This window comes from Saccharopolyspora sp. NPDC003752 (assembly GCF_053605825.1).
Genome location: NZ_JBSGJZ010000001.1, coordinates 225,526 through 249,795, shown reverse-complemented (window position 1 = coordinate 249,795; position 24,270 = coordinate 225,526). Strand labels below are relative to the sequence as shown.

24 protein-coding genes are annotated in these 24,270 nt (G+C 66.1%); 13 read left to right on the top strand and 11 right to left on the bottom strand.

Annotation, left to right across the window (positions count from 1 at the left end):
* Window positions 1–191: 191 nt before the first annotated feature.
* A complete protein-coding gene (locus ACWEV3_RS01185; RefSeq protein ID WP_452611942.1) occupies window positions 192–749 on the top strand; it encodes a hypothetical protein in 558 nt (185 codons plus the stop codon).
* An 861-nt stretch (window positions 750–1,610) separates the two neighbouring features.
* On the opposite strand, the gene ACWEV3_RS01180 is transcribed toward ACWEV3_RS01185, so the two are convergent.
* The 3 genes from ACWEV3_RS01180 to ACWEV3_RS01170 all read right to left on the bottom strand — a co-directional run bounded on the left by ACWEV3_RS01180 (window position 1,611) and on the right by ACWEV3_RS01170 (window position 4,453).
* Entirely contained in the window at window positions 1,611–1,919 is a 309-nt protein-coding gene (locus ACWEV3_RS01180; RefSeq protein WP_452611941.1) for a hypothetical protein, read from the bottom strand.
* 715 nt (window positions 1,920–2,634) lie between these two features.
* A complete protein-coding gene (locus tag ACWEV3_RS01175) occupies window positions 2,635–3,357 on the bottom strand; it encodes a creatininase family protein (protein WP_452611940.1) in 723 nt (240 codons plus the stop codon).
* A gap of 13 nt (window positions 3,358–3,370) precedes the next feature.
* Entirely contained in the window at window positions 3,371–4,453 is a 1,083-nt protein-coding gene (locus ACWEV3_RS01170; RefSeq protein ID WP_452611939.1) for a hypothetical protein, read from the bottom strand.
* A gap of 1,205 nt (window positions 4,454–5,658) precedes the next feature.
* Between ACWEV3_RS01170 and ACWEV3_RS01165 the strand changes: the two genes are divergently transcribed.
* From ACWEV3_RS01165 to ACWEV3_RS01150, 4 genes are all read left to right on the top strand, one after another.
* Window positions 5,659–6,033 (top strand): hypothetical protein, encoded by a 375-nt coding sequence (locus tag ACWEV3_RS01165; protein WP_452611938.1) that lies wholly within the window; start codon window positions 5,659–5,661, stop codon window positions 6,031–6,033.
* A 180-nt stretch (window positions 6,034–6,213) separates the two neighbouring features.
* On the top strand, window positions 6,214–6,408 hold the full coding sequence (locus tag ACWEV3_RS01160; protein WP_452611937.1) for a hypothetical protein: 195 nt from the start codon (window positions 6,214–6,216) through the stop codon (window positions 6,406–6,408).
* On the top strand, window positions 6,405–6,971 hold the full coding sequence (gene cyaB / locus ACWEV3_RS01155) for a class IV adenylate cyclase (protein ID WP_452611936.1): 567 nt from the start codon (window positions 6,405–6,407) through the stop codon (window positions 6,969–6,971). Before ACWEV3_RS01160 ends, cyaB begins: the two co-directional genes overlap by 4 nt.
* Window positions 6,971–7,294, top strand: a complete 324-nt coding sequence (locus ACWEV3_RS01150) for a class I SAM-dependent methyltransferase (RefSeq protein WP_452612231.1) — start codon at window positions 6,971–6,973, stop codon at window positions 7,292–7,294. Before cyaB ends, ACWEV3_RS01150 begins: the two co-directional genes overlap by 1 nt.
* 133 nt (window positions 7,295–7,427) lie before the next feature.
* Here ACWEV3_RS01150 and ACWEV3_RS01145 read toward each other — a convergent pair whose 3' ends face one another.
* Window positions 7,428–7,625 (bottom strand): hypothetical protein, encoded by a 198-nt coding sequence (locus ACWEV3_RS01145; RefSeq protein ID WP_452611935.1) that lies wholly within the window; start codon window positions 7,623–7,625, stop codon window positions 7,428–7,430.
* A gap of 10 nt (window positions 7,626–7,635) precedes the next feature.
* On the opposite strand from ACWEV3_RS01145, the gene ACWEV3_RS01140 reads away from it, so the two are divergent.
* Window positions 7,636–7,836 (top strand): hypothetical protein, encoded by a 201-nt coding sequence (locus ACWEV3_RS01140; protein WP_452611934.1) that lies wholly within the window; start codon window positions 7,636–7,638, stop codon window positions 7,834–7,836.
* 163 nt (window positions 7,837–7,999) lie between these two features.
* Here the strand turns inward: ACWEV3_RS01140 and ACWEV3_RS01135 are convergent, their stop codons facing one another.
* Both ACWEV3_RS01135 and ACWEV3_RS01130 read right to left on the bottom strand, forming a co-directional pair.
* Window positions 8,000–9,133, bottom strand: coding sequence for a hypothetical protein (locus tag ACWEV3_RS01135; RefSeq protein WP_452611933.1), 1,134 nt, complete (start codon window positions 9,131–9,133; stop codon window positions 8,000–8,002).
* A 163-nt stretch (window positions 9,134–9,296) separates the two neighbouring features.
* On the bottom strand, window positions 9,297–9,920 hold the full coding sequence (locus ACWEV3_RS01130; RefSeq protein WP_452611932.1) for a hypothetical protein: 624 nt from the start codon (window positions 9,918–9,920) through the stop codon (window positions 9,297–9,299).
* Window positions 9,921–10,123: 203 nt separating this feature from the next.
* Here ACWEV3_RS01130 and ACWEV3_RS01125 point away from each other — a divergent pair, with 203 nt between their 5' ends.
* Window positions 10,124–11,314 carry an OmpA family protein gene (locus ACWEV3_RS01125; RefSeq protein ID WP_452611931.1) on the top strand — a complete coding sequence of 397 codons (1,191 nt, stop codon included), beginning with the start codon at window positions 10,124–10,126 and terminating at the stop codon, window positions 11,312–11,314.
* A gap of 114 nt (window positions 11,315–11,428) precedes the next feature.
* Here ACWEV3_RS01125 and ACWEV3_RS01120 read toward each other — a convergent pair whose 3' ends face one another.
* Window positions 11,429–13,123, bottom strand: a complete 1,695-nt coding sequence (locus tag ACWEV3_RS01120; protein WP_452611930.1) for a PucR family transcriptional regulator — start codon at window positions 13,121–13,123, stop codon at window positions 11,429–11,431.
* 409 nt (window positions 13,124–13,532) lie between these two features.
* Between ACWEV3_RS01120 and ACWEV3_RS01115 the strand changes: the two genes are divergently transcribed.
* Together ACWEV3_RS01115 and ACWEV3_RS01110 are read left to right on the top strand one after the other, a co-directional pair.
* Entirely contained in the window at window positions 13,533–13,973 is a 441-nt protein-coding gene (locus tag ACWEV3_RS01115; protein ID WP_452611929.1) for a hypothetical protein, read from the top strand.
* Window positions 13,966–15,090 carry a hypothetical protein gene (locus ACWEV3_RS01110; protein WP_452611928.1) on the top strand — a complete coding sequence of 375 codons (1,125 nt, stop codon included), beginning with the start codon at window positions 13,966–13,968 and terminating at the stop codon, window positions 15,088–15,090. The genes ACWEV3_RS01115 and ACWEV3_RS01110 overlap by 8 nt, the downstream gene beginning before the upstream one ends.
* Before the next feature lie 230 nt (window positions 15,091–15,320).
* Here ACWEV3_RS01110 and ACWEV3_RS01105 read toward each other — a convergent pair whose 3' ends face one another.
* The 4 genes from ACWEV3_RS01105 to ACWEV3_RS01090 all read right to left on the bottom strand — a co-directional run bounded on the left by ACWEV3_RS01105 (window position 15,321) and on the right by ACWEV3_RS01090 (window position 21,217).
* Entirely contained in the window at window positions 15,321–15,743 is a 423-nt protein-coding gene (locus ACWEV3_RS01105; protein WP_452611927.1) for a hypothetical protein, read from the bottom strand.
* Window positions 15,724–17,856 carry an integrase gene (locus ACWEV3_RS01100; protein ID WP_452611926.1) on the bottom strand — a complete coding sequence of 711 codons (2,133 nt, stop codon included), beginning with the start codon at window positions 17,854–17,856 and terminating at the stop codon, window positions 15,724–15,726. The genes ACWEV3_RS01105 and ACWEV3_RS01100 overlap by 20 nt, the downstream gene beginning before the upstream one ends.
* Complete coding sequence (locus ACWEV3_RS01095; protein ID WP_452611925.1) at window positions 17,853–19,517, bottom strand: hypothetical protein; 1,665 nt, start codon at window positions 19,515–19,517, stop codon at window positions 17,853–17,855. Before ACWEV3_RS01095 ends, ACWEV3_RS01100 begins: the two co-directional genes overlap by 4 nt.
* Before the next feature lie 77 nt (window positions 19,518–19,594).
* The gene (locus ACWEV3_RS01090; protein WP_452611924.1) at window positions 19,595–21,217 is read right to left on the bottom strand and encodes a site-specific integrase; all 1,623 of its coding nucleotides are present in this window, start codon (window positions 21,215–21,217) and stop codon (window positions 19,595–19,597) included.
* A 37-nt stretch (window positions 21,218–21,254) separates the two neighbouring features.
* Between ACWEV3_RS01090 and ACWEV3_RS01085 the strand changes: the two genes are divergently transcribed.
* From ACWEV3_RS01085 to ACWEV3_RS01070, 4 genes are all read left to right on the top strand, one after another.
* Window positions 21,255–21,464 (top strand): hypothetical protein, encoded by a 210-nt coding sequence (locus ACWEV3_RS01085; RefSeq protein ID WP_452611923.1) that lies wholly within the window; start codon window positions 21,255–21,257, stop codon window positions 21,462–21,464.
* 17 nt (window positions 21,465–21,481) lie between these two features.
* Window positions 21,482–21,856: a RapZ C-terminal domain-containing protein gene (locus ACWEV3_RS01080; RefSeq protein ID WP_452611922.1), complete on the top strand. Its 375-nt coding sequence runs from the start codon at window positions 21,482–21,484 to the stop codon at window positions 21,854–21,856.
* Window positions 21,857–21,940: 84 nt separating this feature from the next.
* Entirely contained in the window at window positions 21,941–22,264 is a 324-nt protein-coding gene (locus tag ACWEV3_RS01075) for a hypothetical protein (RefSeq protein WP_452611921.1), read from the top strand.
* Window positions 22,265–22,686: 422 nt separating this feature from the next.
* Entirely contained in the window at window positions 22,687–24,264 is a 1,578-nt protein-coding gene (locus ACWEV3_RS01070; protein ID WP_452611920.1) for an alkaline phosphatase D family protein, read from the top strand.
* The last annotated feature ends 6 nt before the right edge of the window (window positions 24,265–24,270 follow it).

Below are 24,270 nucleotides of genomic sequence, written 5' to 3'. Positions count from 1 at the left end.
AACGCCGTGTGATCGCCCGGTGCGCGACGTCTGAGGCGGAACCGCTCGCGTCCCAGCCCGTACGCGAGCCGATCCGACCGCTCCGCGCACCTCCTGCTGGCCCACGCGGCCAAGGCGACTACCCCCAGCGCCGCCGAGGCCGTGTGGGCCAGCCCAGCAAGCAAGCCCGTCACCGGGAGAACTGATCAGTCATGAGCAACGCGACCAACGACGACATCAGCGAACTGCCGAGCCTCGTGAGCTGCCAGAGTGTGACCATTGTGGACTTTCCCGGCGGAAGAGACGCGAACGAGACCGCGGCCGAACGCAACATCCATACCCATGTCCGCGCCGCGGTCTGGGGATATCTCACCGGTGACATCACGCGGGCTGTGGATCTGCTCCACCAGGTCACGCTCACCTACGGGCCGGTAGGAATGGGTAAAGCTGCGTGTGTCCTCGCCGACGTCGTCCTGCGCCACGTGCCGCGTGAGCAACTGCGCGACGACGCGGTGATCCGTCCACAGCTCAACCTCCGCGATGTCGCCAATGACCAGCGGCGACTCTTCGCGGCCGCGATCGACATCACGACGGAGATCCTGACCAGCGCCGCGCTCCGCGATGATCGCCGGTTCGGCGCGGCCCTCGATCGGGCACGTGCGTTGCCGGTCGCGGTTCTCGCGGTGCTCGCCCAGGAGGCCGCGGCTGTCGTGGAGCGGGGAAGCGAGCTGTCCGGGGAGGCATCTGACGCATGGCTTGCCCTGGTATAGCCCCGGCCCCGGAAGCGACGGTACGCCGCTCCGGCGCAATGATCGACATTGGCGACGAGGTGCACGAGCGACGTCAGGACATCCTCTGGCCGACCAACGACCCGACGACCGACGAGTACACGCGCACCGTTGCGGCAACGCCAGGGCCGCCGGAGAGCAGCGCCCGCCATCAGCAGGCGCCTCCTGAACTGGCGGGTGTCCCGAGCGTCGACGCCCCCCGAGGCGCACGGGTACACCCGCCTCCCCGATATCGCTCAGAGTGCCGCGCATACCGCTCTACGAAGCACGTTCGATGTGAAGGTGTGTGATCCCAATGAGGAAAAGGGCAAGCGTGCGTGCGGTGTTGGAGTTGCTGGCCCGGTTTCGGTGACAGCGGGACCCGAGGATCTGGTCGGTGCCCTGCCGTGACCAGCATGGGCGCCGGGCGCACCTCGAAATCGGCATCGCACCGGACGGCGTCCGGCTGACCCCGACCGTGCAGGGATCGCTGACGTTGACTGAGTCAGCGGTCGGGCAGTTGCGTGCGGCGATGCGGGAAGCCGTGTGTGAACGAGCGCCGCTGGCAGTAGCAGGGGCACGGTATCGGCGCCGTCGGGGAGAGAATCCACCGGTATTCGGGGCGTTTTTCCATGCCGATCCCAAGTCATGGCGGGAAGTTGACCGTGTCCCGGTTCCCGTAGCGGCTGAGAGAACCCACGAGAATCCGAATGTCCCCTTCGGTCAGCGGGCGCGCCACCGCCGCGTAGGAGTCCTCCGATCCAACAAAGCAGCGTGACTGTGCCGGCTGGCTGATCCGCGTCGACCGCGTACGCCGACAACGGCGGGTGGATTGCGCTCACAACCCGGTGCGACAGATGTGCTCTATGGCGGTTGATCAGGAGGAGGTCCTGCTTTCTTGCTTGATCGGTTGTTGGTGTAGCGGCACATGCCGAGCATGGTGCCGATCCCGGCCAGCCATGGCGCAATGGTCGCCAGGCTTCCGTGCACGAGGACCAGGGTGATCAGTACGGGGAGGAGCGTGCCGAGGATGAGGGCGATCGAGCGGCAGGTTGTCCCCCAGTCGCCTAAGGCCTGGTCGAGCAGGTGCCAGACGGGGCTGTGTTTGGTATTGCGTGGGATACTCCTTTTTCCTGGTTGCTCGTGCTGGTCGTCATTGTGTTGAGCTGCCACTCGTCCTGGTCCGTGGTTTCGACGCCGGGGTGTCCCGGCTTGTTCCGTATGCGCGGCCATTCGATGGCGGCCTGTCCTGGCCCGTCACTGATGCGGACGGTCGTGTGCCCGCGTCCACGCAACGACGGCAGCACACGTTTGTGCTACCTGCAGTCGGTCTTACCGAGATCGTCTCGGTAAGAGCGACGATCGCGCCGAGTCTTCGTCCAGCGGTGATCAACGATCGGCAAGTGGTTGCTGCGCTTCAGAGCTACCGGCCACGACAATGACGATCACCGTATTCGCTCGAACCGGTGAGCAACCATGGCGGCTCGTGGGCCACCGAAGCCCCAAGGTCGAGGCTGGCAGCTCACCTGGACAGAGGTTCCGTCCGGTGCGACAAGGTGGCGACGGAGTTCGTCGGCTCAGAGCCGACGTCGTTCAGCTGGCAGGAACTGCGCTGGGACATCGGCAGTGTGGTTGCCGCGGTGCGGATCGTTCGATGGGCGGGGCCATTGAGGTCCCCGGCGTTCGGGGTGATGCCGTTCGCGCCGGGGCACGACGTCACATCTAGCATGCGGTAGGTCGCCCACGCTTGGCCGGCGTGCGCAGCGCGCGCCCGATACGCCAGCAGCGATGTCGGCCCTCCTGCGCAGTCGTCCGTGCTCCCACAATCCTGTAGGGCGATGAGGATGTCCGTCGTCTTGTTCGACGCTGAAGCAGTCTCAGGCGTTGCTCAGGGGATAGGCTTACGCAACTCCTCGAGGCGAGGGGCGAATTGGCTCACGAACGCGTCGAGAAGGGCGGCGCCCTTCTGAGCGCTGGCCAGCGAGGGTTGGCCGACCACGCCTGTGGAGGTGTAGGCGCGAAGCCCGTGCAGGAGCAGGTCGGGACGCTCGTCGGCGCGGTGGTCGGCCGTTTCGTATCCATCGCGGACGAGTGAGGGGGCAGCGTGCAACAGGATGCTCGTCTCACCTTCGCCTGCGTGCATATCTTGGGACGCGGTGAGCTCACAGCCTGCGGCCTGGCGGGCGGTTTGCCAGGCGCTGCTGCCGGGGTAGACGATTATTCGCCGCGACCTGGATACGGAAGCTTCCTGCGCGATGTTCGACAGGATGTAGTTGCCGCCGTGGCCCGAGATGAGCGCAAGGCGTCGAATCCCTTGGCGTTCCAGAGAAACGGCGATGTCGGTGATGGCGGCGTGCAGCGTAGTGGCGCGGATCGAGACAGTGCCGGCCAGTAGGCCTTCATGCTCGTGGCTGCAGGAAATGGTGATTGGCGGCAGGAGCAACAGATCGTAGGCGTCGCACAGCCGGGTAGCGATGAAGTGGGCGATCATCGAGTCGGTCGCCAGCGGTAGGTGCGCGCCGTGCTGCTCGAAACTGCCAATAGGGAGCAGCGCGACATCGGCCTTGCGGCGCTGTTCGTCGGCCGCGGTGGTGGTGGGGAGCAGGTGCACGCCGTTGATCTCCTTAGCGCAATAGAACGGGGCGGAGCCGGTCGGACAGTTGCGCCGCGGCACGGTCGCGCTTCGGTGTGAGCGCGACGCGGAGCCTTTCCAGTTCGGACAAAGCTCTGGCCGACACGGCGGACTCGATGGCAGAGGTCGCGTCGTGCCCAAGAGCGCAAGCGTGATCGAGCTCCCCGGCAAGCAGCTGCGCGCGTGCTAGTCGGGCAAGGCCGATACCTCGGTCTCGTGCTTGATCTGCCGGCCAGGCCAGCAGGGCGTCAGTGAGCAGCTCGACCGCACGGTCCGGGCGTCCCAGGCGCACCATCGCGGAGGCGGCTTCGGAGCGCACGTACGACAAGCTGCAGTACGGCGCAAGGCCGGACTCCTCGCCGCTCTGGTCGGCGATCGCCAGTGCGTGGTCGATGGCGCGGTCCGCCTCCTTGTCCTGGCCAGCGAGTGCGTGCGCGTGGGCGCGTTGCCGGTAGGCCAGCGCCTGGAGGTTGGCCGGAAGGTGTTCGGGGCGGGAGAGCGCTCCTTCGGCGAACAGGAGTCCTTCGGCGGCGTGACCTTCGGCGGCGTGACGGGCGTGGCTGCTGTACCCGGCGTCGGTCGCGACGTTGCTCCTCCGCATCCACACATAGCTCGTGAGCAACGGGTCATCGACCTGGCTGGCGAGGCCGGCGGCCTTCGCCGACCAGCTCGCCGCAGCTACGTGATCTCCGGAATCCTGGGCGAGCCATCCGGCCATCTCGGTGTAGCGTGCGCCGAGCCTGGCTACCGCGCCCTTCAGCGCCGTGTCGGCTTGCACGAGTAGCCCTTCGAGGTTGCGCAGATGCTCTCGTACGGGCCCGATGGCCGCTCGGGGGCCAGCCAGGGCATCAAGCCGGGCATACTGCTCAAGGAGAGAGTCGTAGATGCTCAACGACTCCGGCGTAATGATGCCGCGGTGGGTGGCAGGCGGATGCCCAAGCCCTTCGAGCGGTGCAGCGCTCTCGTCAAATCCGAGATCCTGCTCACTGCACCCGAAGGCCGCGCACAACAGTTCGCGGGAGAGCTCCTCGGGGACGTTGCGACCGGTCTCCCAGCGACTGATCTTCACACGCATGGAGTCAGGCTCGGGAAGACGGATGCCCAGCTCACGAGCGCACTTGTACAACTCGTCGACGAGACGCTGCTGCGTCCAACGCCGGTGGCGTCTTAACTCCCTGATGCGCACAGCCCCACCTGGTGCTCTCCGACTGCCGACCCTGGCCATCCGTCCGTTTCCTACTCCAGCTTGCGGGTTCATCCAGAGAATCCCAAGCCTGTAGCAAGCCGGTGTTACAAGTTGCTACATACGATGCCACTTACGGTAGCGGTCTCTTGACGGCATGGTGTTTTCCAGGTGGCTCTGCCAAAGCTGCGGTAGAGGCCCCGCGCCGATTCCAGCACGCAGTCCTGATCACTACGGCTGCGGCGCAATCCATATCGGTCGGCTTCAACCAACCGATCCCGAGGAGACCCGTGCGTTTTCCTATCTCGGCTATCACTGCCTTCATCAGGTGCCCAAGCGTGCTGGGAGGCCGGAGACGGCATTACCCGAAGACCATCGCTGGCCATGTCGTGACGATGCCGTACCTGGACCACGGGCCTAGTGGAGTTCCGAGAACTGTGATTCTCGGAATGTGCGGGGAGTACTTGGTGCCTCCTGGCGACGACTGCGGCGCGCAGCAGAGTTGCAGCGTGTGCGTCGCGGAACTCCAGGTCGCCGAGCGGCCTCTGGCCACGGCGTGCTGACCCGCACGCCCACGCCGCCTTCCGCCGCAACGAACAGCACCCCCGCGAGCCTGCCGTGCGTGGGCAAGCGACCAGTAGTGGGCTGCCGGGAAAGCTGCTGCCGTCTGTGCACGTCGCCCGCCGCTCCAACGCTGTGGCCGCCACCGCGATCTGGCGAGTGGCACCCAACACGTGATCAACGATCAGAGTCGAGCGCCCAGCCCCGGCGTCGTGATCCCCGCACGGGCACCGGGACGAGCCTTCGCCTTCACTGCCGACCAACATGTGACCGCGATCCGGCACCACGGCGCGGCTCACGCCGAGCGCACGGCAAGCGGGCCACCGCAGCAGTCCCGCCTCAGGCCCTCCTCGCTTGTTCTGAGCCGGGCACTGGCAACCAGGGCGGTGGACGGGGCACCGCACGTGCCCGACTCGCACCGCGACGAGCGTGTCACAGGCGGGCGAACGGGACGCGAGCTTCCACTTCTTCTCCGGGCTCCTTTGCCGCTAAGCCCCACAAGATCCTGACAACCACGACGGAGGATACGAATCGCGATGACCAGCCAGATCGACGATCGTGACGTACCGCCTGAACCCATCACGTCCGCATTGGGCAGAGACCTTTACTGGGCAGCCATTCCCGACATCGATCCTGCGTGGCTGGCGAGAGGAGTACGGCTGCTGAATGGTTTTCGAAGCTGGCCGCACTCGGATACGGATGGAATCCGATACCAGTTGGCTCATTCCACGCTTGAATTGCGCAACCAGGAGGGCCGGGAGTGGCTTTTGGTCGTCGACCGCACCGAACTGGCGGTGAAGTCGACAGCTGCACGACTGGGCTTTTCTTCAGAATTTCAGGTCCACTCCCGAGGATGTCCGCTTGCCGACGGCATCGTTGCCCCGAGCCACTCCGTAGAAGTGGCGAAATGAGCACCGCCGGCCACGAACACCAGCGGCAACCCGCCGCTGCCATCGTTGAGGGCGAGGAGCAGATCAAGCAGCAGGCCGCTGATGTGGGCTGAACCGCTCCCAGAACGTGCTGGTGGACCCCAGAGGACCCCGACATCGCGCGACGTTGCTGGCGCTGATCGAGACGCGGGCGAGGCAGCCGTGAAGCCGCGCCGCATGGTCCGCGCCGAGTACGACGAGCGCCGCCCAGTGTGGCTGGTGCTGTGGCTGCTCGTGCTGGCGCTGTTTGGGGCGGCGATCAGCGTCACCGCCACCCATTCCAGGCCTGAGCAGCCCGCCGAGCGCCCCATCCAGGTCCGGCACGCCGTATTTATCACCGAAGGACCCAACGCATGATCGAAATTGAACGGAAACGCGTACTGATCAACGGAGCCGAGGAAGCGCTGCGAATGCGCCTGGCCGGGCTGCGCTACTACTGCCCGGCCCAGACGACGGCCGAGACCGACGTCTACTACTCCCGGCCGGACGTGAACTTCATGACCACCGTCGAATGCCTGCGGGTGCGCCAACGGGACGGATTCGGCGAGATCACCTTCAAGCCCGCGTCCACCATCGAGACCCATTCGGCCGACGACATCATCGCCAAGCGCGAGACGAACGTGACCCTCGCCGCCCGGCAGACCGGGAACGCCAACGATCTGCTGCGCCTGATCGGCATGAGAGAACTGGTGCGGGTGACCAAGGTTCGCACCCTCTACCGGCACCCGGAGCGCAACGACATCGTGGTGGCGATCGATCAGATCACGGGCCTTGGCACCTTCGTCGAGGTCGAAGTGACCTCGATCGATCACCAGGCCGCCAACACGCTGCTCGCGAAAATCGAGCGGCAGCTCGGCGTGGACGAGCTGCGCATTGTGACTCTGCCCTACCGGGACCTGATGCTGGAGGCGGCGCGGTGATGCAATTCAAGTTCTCCTGGACCCACCTGCCCAGCCACGTCGACGAACGGCTGCTGAGACTCCAACCTGGCCAACAGATCGTGGATCTCGGATGCGGCCGGGGCACGCACCTGGCGTACCTGTGCCAGGCCTACCAGGTCCACGGCATCGGCGTCGATCGCGATCAAGAGCTGGTGGCCAGTGCCCACCACCACTTCCAGGGCGATACCGCCCAGTTCGTCCAGGACGAGGCCCGCGCGTGGCTCCAGCGCGATTCGGCCGCTGTGGACGCGATCTACTCCAGGTTCGGGGCGATCTGGTTCCCTGTCAAGTCGGCGTGTTGAGATCTTGAGGACCGCAATAATCGAAGGGGAGTCGCTTGCTGCGGTCTTCCGCACTAACGCCGACGCGCGGTGCGCATGGCAGAGGAGTTTGCGGACGAGTGGGCCACTCGCGGCGAAGACCCACAGAACCCGGTCACCGTGCGGATCCCGGGCAGCAGTGCCCCGGCGTCGGGGGTGCCGTCTGCCGGCCGTTCGGCCCCGACGGATGCCGGACGATCTCATCCGGTGCGAGTCGGGCGGTCCGCAGCATGCCCAGCGCGACCAGGTCCTTGCGGGCGATCGTGGCCGCGGCGGCCGCGTCGACGCCGTCCGGCACCGCGGTCAGCAGCACGGCCGGGGCGGTGGCGAATCGCTCCCAAGTCTTCGTGGTCGTTGGCTGTCATAATGTGTTCCTGCCTGTCGCGCTGGTCTGCGAGTTTCCGGAACACGTTAGCGCGGTGGTGCAGGCGTTCGATCCGGCGGACTTCGTCATCGGTCTCGACGACCTTGCCGTTGATGACGGTGTCCACCACCACAATGACGGTGCTGCTGGTGGGGGTTAGGCCAGCCAGTAGGAGCGGTGTGTTGGGCACGTTCTGCCCAGGCAACAGATTTCGCATCCGGACTGCCAGTTTCCTCGACAACGTCGGCACGGCATCAACGGTGCCTCGCAATGGGCGCACTCGCCGCGCCGGGCGCGTCGTACCCAAGACCACACCCAGTAGATCATGTCGCCCCCTCCGTTGCAGGGAACCGGATTTCGAGCATCTCGGTGATCTTGGGGTCCCGTGCCTGCTGCGCCAGGGTCCTGCGGAAAACCGCCTTCATGTGCACGGCCAGGGCAGTGATCGCCGCGCGGTACACCGCGTATTGCGTTGCCAGGCCAGCGCGGTGCTGCATCACGTCGCGATGTGCCCTCTGGGACAAGACGAGTTCGGCGGTCTCGTCGGCAAGGCGCTGCTGCACCGCAAAGAGCCCAGCCTGTTCAGCGGCCAGCTTGGTGGGCCAGTGACGACGGACCACATGGGCCATCACGGCGAAGCCTACCGCGCACACCGTGATGATCCATCCGATGGTCAGCACCGTTGCGTCCAGGTTTGTCTGGGCCCCCAGCGACGAGGCGGCTTCGCCGTCGGCGCTGGGGGCGGGAGCCAGGAGGAACGCGGTGCGCACCGCGGCTACGAACGTCACGGTGCCCACCCACATTGCGCCGAGACCGAGGATCGCCGCGATCTTGGGGCCGCGGCCGCCTTCCCGCAGTCGCGCGATCAGGTGCCCGATCATCTTCGGAAGCAGGATGCTGATCAACACCACTGCCGCGGCATACATGAACGTTTCCAGCGGGCCTGACCGCATGATCTGGAACGCGGAGGTGTTGAACGCGACTTCTGCGCCCGCAGCTGCAAGGTAGAGCGCCCAGTCTCCGAGTCGGCTTCGCCACCGAGGTCCCCGGTCGGGTGGGTCGGCTTCGATTCCGGCGAGCTCCCGCATACGGTCCAAACGGCGGTGCCGTTCGTCCAAGTCAGCGCGGCGCGCCGCCGCGCGCACCTCAGCGGCCGCCGCATGGGCTGCTGCGCCGCGTTCCACTCCGGCGAGCAGCTCGGCGTCTCGTTGCTCGGCGATCACGACATAGTGGCGATGCCGGTTAGCCCACGCATCGATGATCCGGTCGACGAGTGTGGGGTGACCATGCGCCAGGCCCGCCACGTCGCGCACCGCCGTGTCCTGGATGGCGACCTGGGTGATCTCATCAAGCTTCTTGGCGGGGTCGATCTCGTAGTCGGTTTCCGGTGGACCGGCCACGAGCTCCACATTGGAGGGATCAAAGTCGTGGCTGTTGGTGGTGTTCTTGCGTGTCATGTCACGTCCTTTCGATGTGCGACGGTTACGGGAACGTGCCGGTGGTTCCGCTGCCAGTGGTTTCGGTCGACGAGGTGGTTGGCGTCCCGCGGCCAGATCCGGCGGCGGGACGCTGTGAATGTCGCCCCGGTCATTCCGGCGGCGACCCCGGTACCGGGAGAGGTCACTCCGATACCGCCGAGTCCAGCGGCCGGAGACCGCGGCCCGCGTGGTGCCCGTTCCCGTTGGTCAGCGGGCACGCCTCCATCGGCGCCGGGTTGGTGTTCTTACCGGGTCGACGGCTCGCCACAGCGGTAGCAACCCGTTGCTTGAGCACCTCGGCCCGCGCGGTGAACGCCTCGCAGGCCCTTTCGGCGATCATCCGCAGGGCATCGAGGTCCTGGGCGATCCGGTGCGCGCGCTGTTGCAGTTCCCGGCGCTGCGCGGCGAGCCGGTCGTGTTCGGCCCGGTGCTCGATCGCCTCGCGGTATCGGTCGGACCACCCCACCCAGTCGCCGGTCTCGGTGGGCTTGGCCGGCAGGGGCGGGCGATCACTCGGCGGCTGCGGGCATGCTTCGAGGTCTGCGCGCACCGTGCTCAGTTCGCTGTGCAGGGGTGCGCTCCGCTCGGCCAGCCAGAGACCGACCCGGCGATGGCCATCTGCGGCCGCACGCTCCAGGCTGGCATCCACCGCCGCCCGCACCGGGTCCGCGCCGCAGCGGGCCGCGCGCCGGGCAGCGAACCACACCCCTATCTCCGCGGCCCAGCGGGCCTTCGGTGGCCGTGGCACCTGTGCATTGCTTTCCACCTGGATCTCCTTCCAGTTCCACCGGGTGGGTACGAGCTCCATCAGGCCAAAAGACAAGGCGACACGGGGGTTGTGGTTCCCCACTGCCTACGGGATCGAGTTGGGAAAACCGTCGTGGCGGCCACGTCACCGTGCGGCTTATGTGGAACTCGTCCAGCCCCTAACGACCGGCGCCGCGTCTGGGCGGCGCAGGAGGTACAACTGTGACGAGTTACAAGACATCCACCTGGCTTACTCGCCTGACTGCGGTGGCCCTCGCTGGCTGCTTCGGCGTCGGCCTGACCGCCTGCGGTGTCGGCCCGTGGGCCACCCCAGCACCGCAGCCCGCACGTAACGGCGCGCTGGCGATCATCGTCGGAGCCCACGCCAACACCGTGGCCCCTAGCGTCACCGAAGCCGTCCGCAGCGAACTCGCCGCGGCGATCGACACGGAATCCACCGGCACGGTGATCGTCGCCGACGGTGCTCCCAAGGTCACCAAGGTCGTCAAGCTGCAGGCCACGGGCGAGAACCAGTGGGTCCGCGACAGGGCGAAAGCCGCCGCTCTGGCGGAGGTGAGACGGAGCATCGAGACCGTGCGCGCTGCGGTCCCCGAAGTCGACGCCCTGGCGGCTCTGGACACGGGCGCCCGCGCTGTGGCCGATGCGCCCGGCGACAAACGCATCGTCGTCATCGACTCCGGTCTGTCGACATCCGGTGCACTGCGCATGCAGGACGGCGTGCTCGCCAGTCACCCAAGGGACACGGTCGACAAGCTCGAACGCGCGCACCAGCTGCCCCGCCTGCACGGCGTCACGGTTACCTTGATCGGGCTCGGAGAGACCCGGTCGCCGCAGGAGAGTCTGCGGCGCCCCGATCGGGAGACGCTCGTGGAAACCTGGACCGAGCTCATCCAACGCGGGGGCGGAACCCCGCGCCTCATCCAGGCGCCCCCGCTCGATCGAGCCCTCTCTGGTGAGCTGCCCCACGTGACCGTCGTCGACGTTCCGCGTCCGGTGTCGTTCCCGCAGGATCCGCGTGCTCTGCCGCCTATCGCCGATAGCGAAATCGGCTTCCGGCCGGACTCGGCTGCGTTCCGCGACCCCCAGCTGGCGGTGGAGGTGCTGGCGCCGTACGCGCAGACGATCAACGACAGCGGTGCTCGCATGCGCCTTACCGGCACGTGCGCGAACGTCGGTGACCACGCGGGCCAACGGGCCCTCAGCGAGACCCGCGCGGCCGCGGTGCGGGACCTGCTGGTTGCCCACCTACGGGTGCCTGCCGATCGGGTCGAGGCCCGCGGCGTCGGCTCGGCCTTTCCCGGCTACCTCGCTGACCGGGACTCCGCCACTGGTGTGCTTGATCCCGTGCGGGCGGCGGCCAACCGGAAAGTGATCGTCGAACCGATCTCGTAGCAGCCCTCGGCCGCAACGGCCCCGGTTCGCATACGCTCGGCCCGAGCTCCTCGTCTTGTCCACGGAGCTCGGGCCGACACCATGGATAACGGTGCCCCGTGGCAGTTACATCCTCTACGGCCTGGACTGGCGGTTGTTCGCTGCGCGCGGCGCGGCCATCAGCTGGTGGAGGAAGCCATCTGAGGGAGCCGGAGCGCCGTCGCAGATTTGGAAAGCGAACCACAACTCCGCCCGCACAGCCGGGGAGTACAGGTCGAGCCCGACGCCGCGCAGGGAGTTGCTCGCCGAGTGCAGTCGCCGATCCAGCGTCTGCTCGATCAAGCCCAAGGCCCTCGCCGCGGCTGACGTCCTGCAGTTATGTTCCAGCCACACCCGAACGCAATTAACCAAATCCACCTGATGATCTTCGTCGTACTGAATAAGAGGCTCAATAAGACGTCGTGCCGTAGCGCGCATTTCTTGCGCCTTACTGTCTTTCCTGACCAAATCAGTCAAGAATCGGGCGCCGAGATCACAAAAAAGAGTGACCGGGACTCCGAGATGAAGCCCGGACTCCACAGCGCGTACGGCCTGCCGGTACCCTTCCGTGAAATCATGGTATCGGCACGGCTGCGAAATACCAAGCGTGATCTTCCCGCCGAGGTCTCTCATGTACTCCTGAGGTTTCCGGGCGTAATCCTCCAACCGTGAGCGCGCGAAAGTGTGGCTCTTGCGGATGACGACCAAGAGTCGCCCCTCATCAGGGCGATCGACAAAGAAAACCGGGTTTCCCTCGAGCGCGACTGTGCGCAGCTTCTTGCACACATTGGCTCGCGTTCGTATGTCCCCGGCGACCAGATAGAGAACGAATGTCTCCCGAACACTTGGTAGGACATCCTTACGCCACGCCGCCTGCGCGACGTCGCGGGCGGCGTCATGCTGACCCGCAAGAAGCATCCGGAACACGGCCGTGCGCAGTTGATTGTATGCGTTTTTGAGGACATCGTCCTGCGCAAGCCTAAGCGTAAGCAGGGACACGGCGTGGTCACGGGCCTTGAATTCTGGACCTGTGAAGGGCACAGCTCGCCCTATGGCGAGATAGCCGAACGTCTGATCGCGATTGCGCAACTTCACCGTGCTGAACTCGTCGCCATCGATACAAGTGAGGCACGGCCCGCCAGGATTCTGCTCCAAATTTATGGCAGCCCTCCTGAGCGCCTCCTCAATTTGCGCGTCGGTTCGCGGCGAACAGTTCGCCAAGACGTTCATTTCCGGCCCGAGGGCTACCACCGAGGCTTTGTTAACAGAGGCTTCGTTAAGAAGCGTGCGGAGTCTCTCGGCCAGCGCGTTGACCCCCTTGAGCGCCTCCCTCGTAAGAATATGCAAGGAGCCCGCCAGGCTATCACTGGTATCGAGGTGGTCGGTGGCAGAGGTGGTCGCATGCGACACTGTCTTAATAATGGCCTGGAAGGGCGTATCGTAGGGCACCGCCAGCACCGGGAAATTTCGCTCTTCGGCCTGTCTGCACAACTCCTGCGGAATACTTGGGTGATACAGGCAGATGCCGAAACCCAGCCCGACCACACCAAAGTCTCTGAGTCGCTGCACGTAGTCCCGCACAAGCTTTCTAGCCTTCGGGGACCGGCTTCGTGGAATGTGCGCGCCAGTGGTGAGCAACAGCAACTCTTCGCCACGCGTCAGAAATGGTGTCGGGTCAAGGAGATCGCTGCCATACGCAACACCGACGCCGCGGTCCAGCGCAGCGTCCGATCCACACCGCACCGTGAGATCCAGAACCGGGTTGTCGGCGAGGTCTCGTAGGGTCGGCATACGACCACCGCCCCATCACTTCCAGAAGCGGGTGTGCCTGGTGTATCCACAGGAGCACCGTTGGAGCCGCGTGCCCCGCGGTAGGAAATTCATACCTCTGCTCGGCCACCGGGCGACAGGGCCCTCAGCCCTGTTCTCGCGCCCGCAGCAAGGCAACGTCCCGTGGACCACCGCCGTGGACCACCGCTGTTGAACCGGCCGAACCACCTATCCCAGCAAGGCTCCCGGCAACCACTATCCGCCGCACGGGCACCCGGACGGCGCTGCCGCCCGGCGGCGCACGTTGGTTTTCCCAACCCGCGGGGCCCCAACCGCGGGAAAGTCTCCCGATGCCCGACCAAAAACCCGTCGATGCTGGGAAGCAGGCCGCGGGACTTCCCGGCCGGGATCAACAAGGAGACACAACACCGTGACCCTGCAGCAGCTCGCTGATCGCTACCGCACCGTCCTGCACGACCGCCTGGGGCTGGAGACCGAGGCAACCGAACATGCGATGACCTTCCAGCGGGAGCCCTTCTGGTTCGCCATCGGCCTCTGCGAGGACGACCCCGAGTTTCTTCACCTGACCCTTCCCCGGTTCTTCGCCGCGTGCGACATGGACCGTGCCGTGCTGCTGGAGCTCTGCAACGAGACCACCAGCACGTGCAAGGGTGCTGCCCTGCTCGTTAGCGACGACGACGTGGTCAGCGCCAGCCTCGACATGCTCGTGGCGGCCCCGGACTGCCTGCCGACCATTGACCATCTCACCGCCGTGCTGCCCCGCGCGATCATGATGGTGGAGTACCTCGTCGGCAAGTTCGTGATGTTGGTCGAACTGAACGGCATCGAGCAGGCGTCCTCCGATGAGTAACACGAACACGACCCAGTCGCAGTGGGCCACCCAGCATCGGGTGGCCCACGAGAGCACCGAACCCCCAGCAGCCGCACCGGCATCGCGCGTTACCGGACACCCGGTGGGCGATGCCCAGCAACGCCACCACCCGGCCATCCACACGGTCGCCACGACCGAACAGGCTGCCGGACTCGGCGAATGGCTGCTGACCGCCCACCGGCCAAAGCCGGTCGTTGTGGTCTCCACCCCCGCTGGCCACTGCAAGCCGTGGACCGACCTCGCGCTCTTAGCAGCCGAAATCGGGAATCTGGCAGAGCTCTACCTTATTCCCACCGGTCCCGTCACGTGGGAGCTCGCGCGGCTGCTGCCCACACGAACCGAGATCTACGGCGCTGCCGCACGGCTGTACCCGACCGATCTGGCCTGGGCCGAAGATCCGTACCGATCGGCACTGCGGGTGTGCTGGACGCCGGCCGACGCCGCGCGAACCACCGAGGCCCTGATCAACGACGTACACACAGCGGCCTGCGTCGGCGATCATGACCACATCCCCGGCGGCCAGGCAGCCGCGCCTGCCCAGCCCGAACAGCGAAACCAGACGCTGGAAACGCGGCTGGCTGAGGCCGAAGCGGAACGGGACCGTCTTCGTGCCCAAGTTCGCACCGGGGAGAAGCGCCAGCAAAGCCTGAAAAAACAGCTCAACTCGATGCGGGCACGGCACCGCGGCGACCGTCATGATGAGGGCGCGCTCTTCTCCGACCCATCAGAGCAATTCCGCCATGACGTCTACCTCTCCTGGGCACGGCGAGTTCCCGCACCAGAGAAGCCGAGTCGACCGCTGCCCGCATACAGTATCGGGCCGGACTTCCTGCAAACGCTGCAGAGCATCGAAGGCCTGGATCCGTCCAAGATCGTTGACGTCGTCGTCGATCTCCTTACCGGGCGAGACGACCACGGCACGCACCCGCTGCGCGACGTCGGCGGACGGCCCGTAATCCGAGGCGATGGGGCAATCTGCCAGCGGGCGGCTGTCCAGCGCAACGCGCCAGCGGCACGCCGCCTGCACTACTGGAAAGCAGCTGGCGGCTTGATCGAATTGTCGCGAGTAGTGATCCACGATGACATGAACCCGTAGAGCCTCGGCGCGCCACCGGCGCGGCAAGAAACACGCGGGAGGCTGACAACAAGGTCGACAGCGGCAGCCAGAGCGGGAGCAAACCCCCGCACAGGTTTCGTCAGTGTTCAGCCTCGTGTGGATCCTGCTCCTGCAAAAGACCACGTGGGTACCCTGGTTGTCCAGGCCCGTCGATCGAGCTGACACTTCCCGTGATGCCTTGCCTGCCCTTCATCTGATCAGCGATATGGTCAGTCGTTCGAACGGGATGTTTGCCGGTTGATGAACGGGAGGATGTTGGACCGGGAGCCCGCGAGTGCGTCCCGGAGCTGCTGGTTCTCCAGCGTGAGCTGGTTGACAACTCGAACGAGGGCGGGAACATCGGCGCGGAGCTGACCAAGTTCTTTGTTCTTGTTGGAGATTGTTTCCTTGAGCTTGGCAATCTCTGCTCGTAGGCGGATTTCGACATCAGATGTGGCGCCGCGCTCCTGAACTCTCGTGTAGAACTCGCTTTTCAGATCGGGATGTCGTTGCGTAAGAGCGTTTCGGGGGACGTCGGCTTCCAGTGCGAGGGCGACGATGGTGAGTGCACCGTTGGAGCGTTCAGGTGTACCGCTCAAGATGCGCTGGATCGCAGTGCGGATGCGGTCACGTTCATCGGGTACGGGAGTCATCGGCGTCTCCATTGAGGCTGGTTCGCGTTCGGTCGTGGGTGTCGGCGTACGCGCTTAGCTTGCGGGCATTGGCGCGGAGCCGGTCGCCGACCGGTTTGGGAGTGTGGGCGGCGCGCGCGTCGAAGACATCAGCGCGGGCGCGGAGCTGGGTTGCGTGCTGGTCGGTGCGGATGATGTTGCCGCAGCCGGGGACACAGCGGTCGAGGCTGGGGGTGTCCTTGACTTCTTCGCGGTGGCACAGCGCTTGTGCCCGTTTGTAGTGGCAGAGCAGCAAGGCGTGTGGATTGTCGTAGATCATGGCGTCTTCGTTGGCCAGCAAGCGGCGGGCGGTGGTAGCGGTCATGGTCGTGCCGGCGAAGCGCGGCGCGGTGTTTGCCGCTTTGATGGCGCGTCGAGCCGCGGGCCCGGAGATACCGCCGCCGGTGTCGAGGTGGTTGTGGAGGTTGGCCACGGTGTCGGCAACTGCGCGGGCGGTCTCGATGTCGATAAGCTCGTGGATGCCGCGGCGGCTGCGCGACCCGTATCCCTCGGTAACGGCCATCGTGCGCAGGTGCCCGTACTGGATAGCGAGAGCCACCAAGCCGTTGGGACGCCGAGCGATGTGCCAGGCCAGAGACCTGCGAAATCGGGCGGTACCGATGGTGCCGTGGGGATCGGCGGGAATGGTCTCACTGGTCAACCCGAGTGCGGCTGCTTGCTTATTTGCCCAGGCCACAAAGTCGTCGGTCCGTATCCGGAGTGCGGCTGGCTTGATAGAGCCGGTGTCGGGCTTCGCCCGGTCGTGGGCGTTGTGGTCGAACAGGAGGTCTCCGTTAGGGACCATGCGTTCCAGGACGCGGATGGCGTTGACCACGGGGGTGATGGCCACCCACGGGACCTCGCGTTCCGCGCCAGCGGACTGGTGATTGCCATGCTCGTCGGTGGCGGTTTTGTATTCGTGGCTGCGGATCAGGTGCCGTCCGACCTTGCCGTCCGCGTCGGGTTCCGGATCGGGGCAGCACCCGGTCCGCAGGCCCAGGACCTCGCCCGGGCGCATTCCGGTCAAATATGCGCAGACTATGAACGCGGCTGTTCCCAGGTGTCGCAGCAGCTCGGGTGCTTCGCCGAAGTCGAGCGCGTCGCACCACGGCTTCCCTGCGATCCGGCCTGTCACTGGGACGTCCAGCGGACACGGTCCTGGGTGTTGTCTCGCCGTGGCTACCAGCCCTGCCTTTTTGACGAACACCATCATCTGATTGACCGATGCGCCGGTGACGCCGCCAATGTAAGAGCGGGCCAGCTTGTGCTTGCCCTGGTGCATCGTGGTGGGCAGAGCGGCGCCGGCGGCGATCAGGGGGTCGAGGTAGGAGTGCAGGGCGGCCAGCCCGGCAGGGGTGGAGGGGTTGGTGCGGGAAGCCTGGATGAGGCGCTGTCGCTCGGTCCAGGCTGCGAGGATGTCGTCGGCGAGATCGTCGACGACCCGCATCGCCCAGATCAGCAGTGGTCCCATGGTCTGCTCGACCAGCGGTTCGGTCGCATTCTCCCCGCCGGCGGGCGTCGCCGCAGGTAGGTAGTCGTCGGCGCCGCGCTCTTCCCACGGTGGTCGTCCGAGTCCGCTGGGGCGAGCGCTGATCTGGTCGAACGCCCACAACCGCGTCACTGCGATCAAGATCGAATGTGCGCGTGCCCGACTGATGGACGACTCGAGAAGGTGTTGTCCGTAGTCGTGCAGGACATCGGTATCGCACTGGATGAGGCTGTGGATGCCCTGGGACTCCAACCACCTCGCTAGGCGTATCCACTCCGCGATCGTGCTGCGGACTTCGCCGAGACTCAGACGAGCTCGCAGGTTCGAACCGCGGCCTTTGAGGAACGTCGGCCGCAGCTGGCCATTGATCAGAGTCCAGGCCGCCAGGCGGAGCTCGTCCCGGAACACGTCAGGACAGCGACGCCAGTGAATCGACTTCTTACTGGCGCTGGGGTTCTCGGTGAGTGGGGCAAGCGACCAGGCTGGGTCGGAATAGCGGACGTTGAGGTGAGCGTGCACCGGGGCGACCAGGTGAGGCAGGACGACCGGGCTGTGCGGAGCGGGCAGGGGTAGGCGGTAGGGATCGGGTTCCAGTGCGGTGCTCACGTGTCGAGGGCTCCGGTCAGCAGGTGGTCGATGAGGTCGCGGTCGGCATCGGTGACCTTGGACAGCGCCTGGGCCCAGATGCCCTCCCCGAGCCTGTCCTTGAGGTCCTCAAGGCGGGCGTGGGCGTCGCCCCAGTCGGCATCCCATGCTGCGGGCTCCAGGACCGATCGGAGGTTGGACAGTGCGCGGTGCAAGTGGGCCAAGCGGGCGTGATGGCCCGGGTGAACGTGTGCGTTCGTGCAGGCCAGACACATTAGGAACGACGCGCCACAGCCACCACCGGGCGCTGGGTAGGGACTGTTGTTGAAATCCGAGCAGTCCGCTGTGGCGGTCTCCACGTCCGTCGCACTGACCTCCTCGCGCAGTTCGGCGACCAGGAAAGCGCTGCGGGCGCGGTCGGCGGCGTCCTGAGCGCCGGCCGCGATGACCTCGATTGAATCGGCTTGGACTCGCTTGTCAACCAAGGCGTAGTCGCGGTCGTGGGTGTCCTGGGAATGCTGGCTCGCCTCCCTGCGGTCCAGTGCGATCACCGTTCGCCGCCCCCGGCGAAACGGGGAGCCGCTGAACCCCTCCAGCCGTGCCCAATCTGCACCGGAAGCGGCGGCGACGCCGAAGCGGAAGGGGCCCACTGGTGGATGATGATCCTGATCTGTGCTCTCCTGACTAACCCGATTGGACCGCCAGACGATCATGCGGTCGGTTCCAGGAGCGAGGGTTTCGACGATGGCGCGGGCGAAGCGGGTAGCGCTTAAAGCCTGCGTGATCAGGCGTCCCCGTGAGGCGGCGGCGTCGTCAGTGACGTTCCGGGTTTCATAGTGTTCGCCTGGGCCGCGACGAGCCTTTTCCAGCGGGATGCGGTAGGTCGGGGTGCCGTCTTCTCCCGGGTCTGGGGACGCACGAGGCACTTTGGCGCTGTTGATCACCGACAGGTTCCACCCGTACTCCGCCAGCAGCAGCACTCCCAGCGCAGTCGCTTCCGTCCGTGAAAGAAACAGCCGTTGCCAGGTGCGTATGGCGTTGCTTCCGTCGAATGCCTTGGCGTACTTGGCAATGAGGGTTCGGCTACTGGATTTCCCAGTGTATTTGGGGAGGTCCGCGGTGCGAGCCAGGGTATCCAGTCCTTCACCCAGCACCCAGTCAAGACTGCCTTCGGTGAAGGCGCCATTGTGCCATTGGGCCAGGTGGTGGGCGTTCTCCTCGATCCGCAGCAGTGCGGTACGAAACGTCCGACGGGCTGCCACCACGATCCGGTCGAACTCCGCTTCGCTGTAGGACTGCGTCGTGCTCGGCAACCTCAGCACGCGCCTGGCGAGCTCGTCGGCCACCGGACCCGTCTGCAACCGGGGATCCGTCTGCAGCAGGCCGGCGATCACGCGGAATGCGAAGGTGCTGCCCGACTTCAGTGCGTTCTCGCGCCACTGTCGCACCTGGGCCACGGTGAGTTCATCCAGGTCGCGAGGCGGATGTTTCTGTCGTGCCAAGAACTCGACGAACGGCACCAGAGAGAACCAGTACGTTCTGGACGTGCTGTGGGTAGACCAGCGATGCGGGACGCAGCGGGAAGCAAACAGCGCGGCCAACGAGCGTTGCATCGGCCCGGCGGCCTGTAGCGTGGAGAAGTCGTAGTCCTTGATCCGGCCGTCGCGATTGTAGTGATGCACGACCAGCCCGTCTGGAGCTAGATATTCGGGGCGGGTGTGGTCGGCTGGCGGCAGGGACGCCTTGTGTCCACGGGGGCTCACTCGGCGCCGCCAGCCGAGGGGTGCAGTCGGTCGTCAAGATCTTGGATGCCCACCGATTCCCGCGCGATGCGGGCAAACACCGCATCCAGTTCAGGCATTGGTGCCGTGATCGTCTCGGTGGCGCCGGTCAGCATCGACCGCAGTTGCAAGTCCGCCACGGGAGCTAAATATCGGTCCACGGTCGTTTCTCTGGAGGCATGTCCTAACAGGTTCTGCACCATGAACCACGGGTCCCCGTAGAGCTGCCGGAAGTCGCGGCGTTCCTCCGGCGTCAGCCCGTATTTCTCGTCCATGAGCGTGTTCAGCACGACCAACATGTAGAGGGCGAAGCTGTGACGTGCCGAATGGGGTGTCGCATACGGGGCATAGACCTTGTGCGGGTCGAAGCCTTGCTGGCGCGGTGGGGTCAGGATCCGCGCACAGCGCTGGTTCGCCGTGGTGAAGACCCCATCCCACGAATGGATCTGGAAGGGCATGCCCTGCTCGTTGAGCCATAGCCACAGCGGCTCCGGTCCCCGCGGGCCCTCGGTGAACAGCACCATGCGCTCTCGGGCCGTAAGGTCGTCGAGTGCCCTCTCACCGGCGACGCCGTCTCGGCTGCGCCAACGCACGACCGGCTTGATCCGCCGGGTGACCTCGGTAACCACTCGTATCTCGGGCAGGTGGTCGTAACGGCCCTTCTTCTGGGCCTGCTTCACGGCCCAGGCCCTCGTTGAGTCCACGTATGTCTCGATGTCGCCGATCGCGTCCGCAGCAACGTAGAACGTCCTGGGCTTTTTCGAGCGCGTCACCTCAGCGGCGACCTGCCCTCGGTAGTACCGGCCACCATCCAGTCGTCGTGTCGGCACTTCGAAGGCCAGCAACGACCCGGCCTCGGCCCGGCGCAGGCCCGAGCTGGTCAGCAGCCGCACGAACGCCACGTTTCGGTCCTCCAGGCGACCGATCCATCCCGGTTCCGGCACACCGTCGCGGGTGTGACCCCGGAGCCCGACGTCGATCCACCGCCGCCAGGTTCGTGGCGTCAGCCAGTGCACGTTGCTGCGCCGGGCATCCTTGGCCCTCGCCAGCGGCATGGTCGACACCGTCCCATCGCGACCGAGTACTTGTTTCATCGCAACCGGGTTGCGCGCGACATGCCGATTCGCCACCGCCCACCGGTACAGATTGGTCAAGGCCGCCAGTTCTCGATCCCACTTCGATCCGCCGATCTGGATGGGGTTGTTCTCGGCGAATCGGCGCCAGTGCTCGTAGTCCTCCAGATCGCGCTGTGTGGCGTCGGTCCATGCTCGGTCACGGCTCCACAGGAACGTGAGAAACAAGCTGATATCCGTGACGTAGTTTCGGCGGGTTTCCGTGGTGTATCTACGGAACTTGCGTGATTGTCCGTACAGGGTGAGTAGAGGATCGACCTGGTGGTCCGGTGACAGGAAAACCGGGTCTCCTGCCCGAACCCCAACCTGCTCTTCCCTGGCAGGCAAGTCGTCCCATCCCTTCAGCAACCGCCGCCGCACTCCGGCTCGTGTCGCATTCTGCGGTACCCAAAACACCCGCCAACTCGCCACTGAGTTCCCTTCTCGAACAGCATCAACATGCACATTCAATAGGGAAATCTGGTTCACCAACCCTGACCAGCTCCTCCCAGCCATCGCCGACCGGTTGCGCCCCGGCGGGCGGCTGGTGTTCTCCCACCTCGCGCCCGGCTTCCGCGAGTTCGATGTGCCCCGCTGGGACTACGAGGTCGACACTTGGTGTGACTGGCTGGCCGATCTGGGGTTCTCCGAGATCTACGGCGGGACGCTGCCCTGCCGGGGGAAATGCCAGTACGAGGGCTGCCCCGGTGTGATGGTTGTGGACGGCACCCGGTGAGCGAAGAAATCCCAGTCGTGTTGCAGGTACTCACCTGGGGGTTCAACCGCACGCCGGTTCCGCAGGCGAACCTCGCGGTCGACGTCCGCTGGATTCCCAACCCCTGGCACCTGCCGGAGTTCCACGATCTGTCCGGTTTGGACGCCCCGGTGAAGGAGTGGGTGTTCGCCCAGGACGGCGTTGCGGTGTGGTTCGACGCGCTGCTCGATGTCCTCGGGCCGATGGTCGCAGCCGCTGAGACCCGAGGGCATCCCTTGGTGACGGTCGCACTTGGCTGCCAGGGCGGCCACGACCGGTCGGTGTCCATCGCGCTCCGATTGGCCAAGGCGTTCGAGCGGACCGGGACCCGGACCCACGTCAAGCACCTCAGCTTCGTGCGGGGACGGCGGTGATCCGCCGAATCCGGAAGCTGATCCGGCGCTGGCGGGCGAACTCCCGCGCCCGCTGGGAACGATCGGTGAGGGAGCACGGCGGCATTGGATGAGCACGATCGCCGGGCACTCGCGGCGATCCGGACGCACTCGGCGCTCCAGAGGCGTCCGGGCGTGGTAGTCCCGGTCGCTGATCCGCACGAGGAGCGCGCGGTACGTTCCGTCGAGAAGTTGAAGCCGTGGGCGCGTCCGCTCTGGATCGGCGACGGCGTCGAACGCCTCGTCCACTTCTTCACCAAAACCGAGCACATCGAGCTCATGCATTGGTGGTGGCTGAACGGGGCCTGCATTGGCGACGTGATCAACGAAATCGAAAGGGCATGGCAGCAGGCAGCAGACGACGAAAGGTACGAGGAGTGGGAGTACTAGGGAGATTGTCCCGGTTACCCCGCTTGCGAACCTGACCACCGGGGAGCGCGCTGCGCGATCGTGGGGATCGCCCTTCTGACGGCCGCCCTGTTACTTGGTGGCGCGGTCAACGGCGCGAAAGCAGCCGTCAACCGGGGCGGGAGTGGACCAGAAGACGGACGACACGGGCGTTCAGTGGACGCGTTCACCTGCTCCCTCGACGCCAGGCATCTCGCTGGACGTCGACGCGCCCGTCAGCGGATGAGCCGCCAGCGATCTTGGGGGTTGCCCGCTGCGGGACGTCAGTCCCTACCCCTCAGGTACATCGGGGGGACAACGCTGGTTCGTCTGTCGGCCATCTGGCGGAACTACCGTTCGTCCGAATTTCCCGATCATGCGTGGACGCACGCCGTGCGGACCGCGCACTGCCGAACAGGTGGCACATGTCAGAGAATCCCGGCCCCAGCCAAGCAACCCCGTCCCGCCGCAAGGTCCTGTTAGCCGGCACGGCAGCCCTCGGCGCGGCAGCGCTGGGCAGCACCGGTCTAGGTGCCGTCGCCAGCGCCTCCCCCGGCGCGGGAGTCAGGCCGATCCGCTCCCCGTTCTCGCTCGGCGTCGCTTCCGGTGACCCGCTGCCCTCCGGCGTCGTGCTGTGGACCCGACTGGCCCCGAACCCGCTCGCCGAGGACGGGCTCGGCGGCATGTCCGACCGGATCGTGCCGGTGCAGTGGCAGGTCGCCACCGATGAGCAGTTCCGCCACGTCGTGGCCGCCGGCACCGAGATGGCTCGGCCGGAATCCGCCCACTCGGTGCACGTCGAGCTCGACCGCCTCGAGCCCGCCACCGACTACTTCTACCGCTTCCGGGTCGACGGCGAGCTCAGCCCGGTCGGCCGCACGAAGACCGCGCCGCGCTTCGGCGCGCGGCTCGACCGGTTCGCGTTCGCCTTCGCCAGCTGCCAGAACTACCCCGTCGGCCACTTCAGCGCCTACTCCCACATGGTCGAGGAGGACCTCGACCTGGTCGCCTTCCTCGGCGACTACATCTACGAGAGCGGCGCCAAGGGCACCATCGGCCGCGCGCACGTACCCGCGCGCGAGATCTTCGGCCTCGCCGACTACCGCACGCGGCTCGCCCAGTACAAGACCGACCCGGACCTGCAGGCCGCGCACGCCGCCTTCCCGTGGGTGGTCGTCTTCGACGACCACGAGGTGGAGAACAACTGGGCCGGCGACCGTTCCCAGCCGGACAGCGAGCCCGACCAGGACCCGGCGGTCTTCCGTCAGCGCCGCGCCGAGGCGTTCCAGGCCTACTACGAGAACATGCCGCTGCGCTCGACGCAGCGCCCGTCGGGCCCGAACATCCGCATCCACCGCCGGCTGGCCTTCGGCGACCTGGTGGACTTCCACCTGCTGGACACCCGTCAGTATCGTGACTTCCAGGACCAGGCCAAGCGACTGGACCCCGAGCGCACGATCCTGGGCGCCGACCAGCGCGATTGGCTGCTGCGCAACCTGGGCGGCCAGACCGCCCGCTGGAACGTGCTGGCGCAGCAGGTCTTCTTCTCGCAGCGCGACTTCACCGCGGGCGACGACGACTCCTTCAGCGACGACGCCTGGGACAACTACGTGGTGGAGCGCAACCTCGTGCGCGACCAGCTGGCCAAGGCTTCCAACCCGGTCGTGATCACCGGCGACGTGCACGCCAACTACGTCGCCGACATCAAGGCCGACTTCGATGACCCGGCTTCGGCGACCGTGGCCACCGAGCTGGTCGGCACCTCGATCACCTCCAACGGCAACGGCGTCGACCAGAACCCCACCGACGCGGTCCAGCTCCAGGAGAACCCGCACATCAAGTTCATCAACCGCAATCGCGGCTACGTCCGCAACACCATCACGCATTCCGAGTGGAAGGCCGACTTCCGCGTCATTGACTACGTCGAGACCCCCGGTTCGCCCATCCGCGACCGCGCCCGCTTCGTGATCGAGAACGGCCGCCCCGGCGCTGGCCAGGTCTGACCGCCC

Coding starts and splice junctions, on each gene's coding strand:
- ACWEV3_RS01185 (WP_452611942.1), top strand. CDS start 192: ATGAGCAACGCGACCAACGACGACATCAGCGAACTGCCGAGCCTCGTG.
- ACWEV3_RS01170 (WP_452611939.1), bottom strand. CDS start 4,453: ATGCGTGTGAAGATCAGTCGCTGGGAGACCGGTCGCAACGTCCCCGAG.
- ACWEV3_RS01165 (WP_452611938.1), top strand. CDS start 5,659: ATGACCAGCCAGATCGACGATCGTGACGTACCGCCTGAACCCATCACG.
- cyaB (WP_452611936.1), top strand. CDS start 6,405: ATGATCGAAATTGAACGGAAACGCGTACTGATCAACGGAGCCGAGGAA.
- ACWEV3_RS01150 (WP_452612231.1), top strand. CDS start 6,971: ATGCAATTCAAGTTCTCCTGGACCCACCTGCCCAGCCACGTCGACGAA.
- ACWEV3_RS01135 (WP_452611933.1), bottom strand. CDS start 9,133: ATGACACGCAAGAACACCACCAACAGCCACGACTTTGATCCCTCCAAT.
- ACWEV3_RS01120 (WP_452611930.1), bottom strand. CDS start 13,123: ATGCCGACCCTACGAGACCTCGCCGACAACCCGGTTCTGGATCTCACG.
- ACWEV3_RS01110 (WP_452611928.1), top strand. CDS start 13,966: ATGAGTAACACGAACACGACCCAGTCGCAGTGGGCCACCCAGCATCGG.
- ACWEV3_RS01105 (WP_452611927.1), bottom strand. CDS start 15,743: ATGACTCCCGTACCCGATGAACGTGACCGCATCCGCACTGCGATCCAG.
- ACWEV3_RS01070 (WP_452611920.1), top strand. CDS start 22,687: ATGTCAGAGAATCCCGGCCCCAGCCAAGCAACCCCGTCCCGCCGCAAG.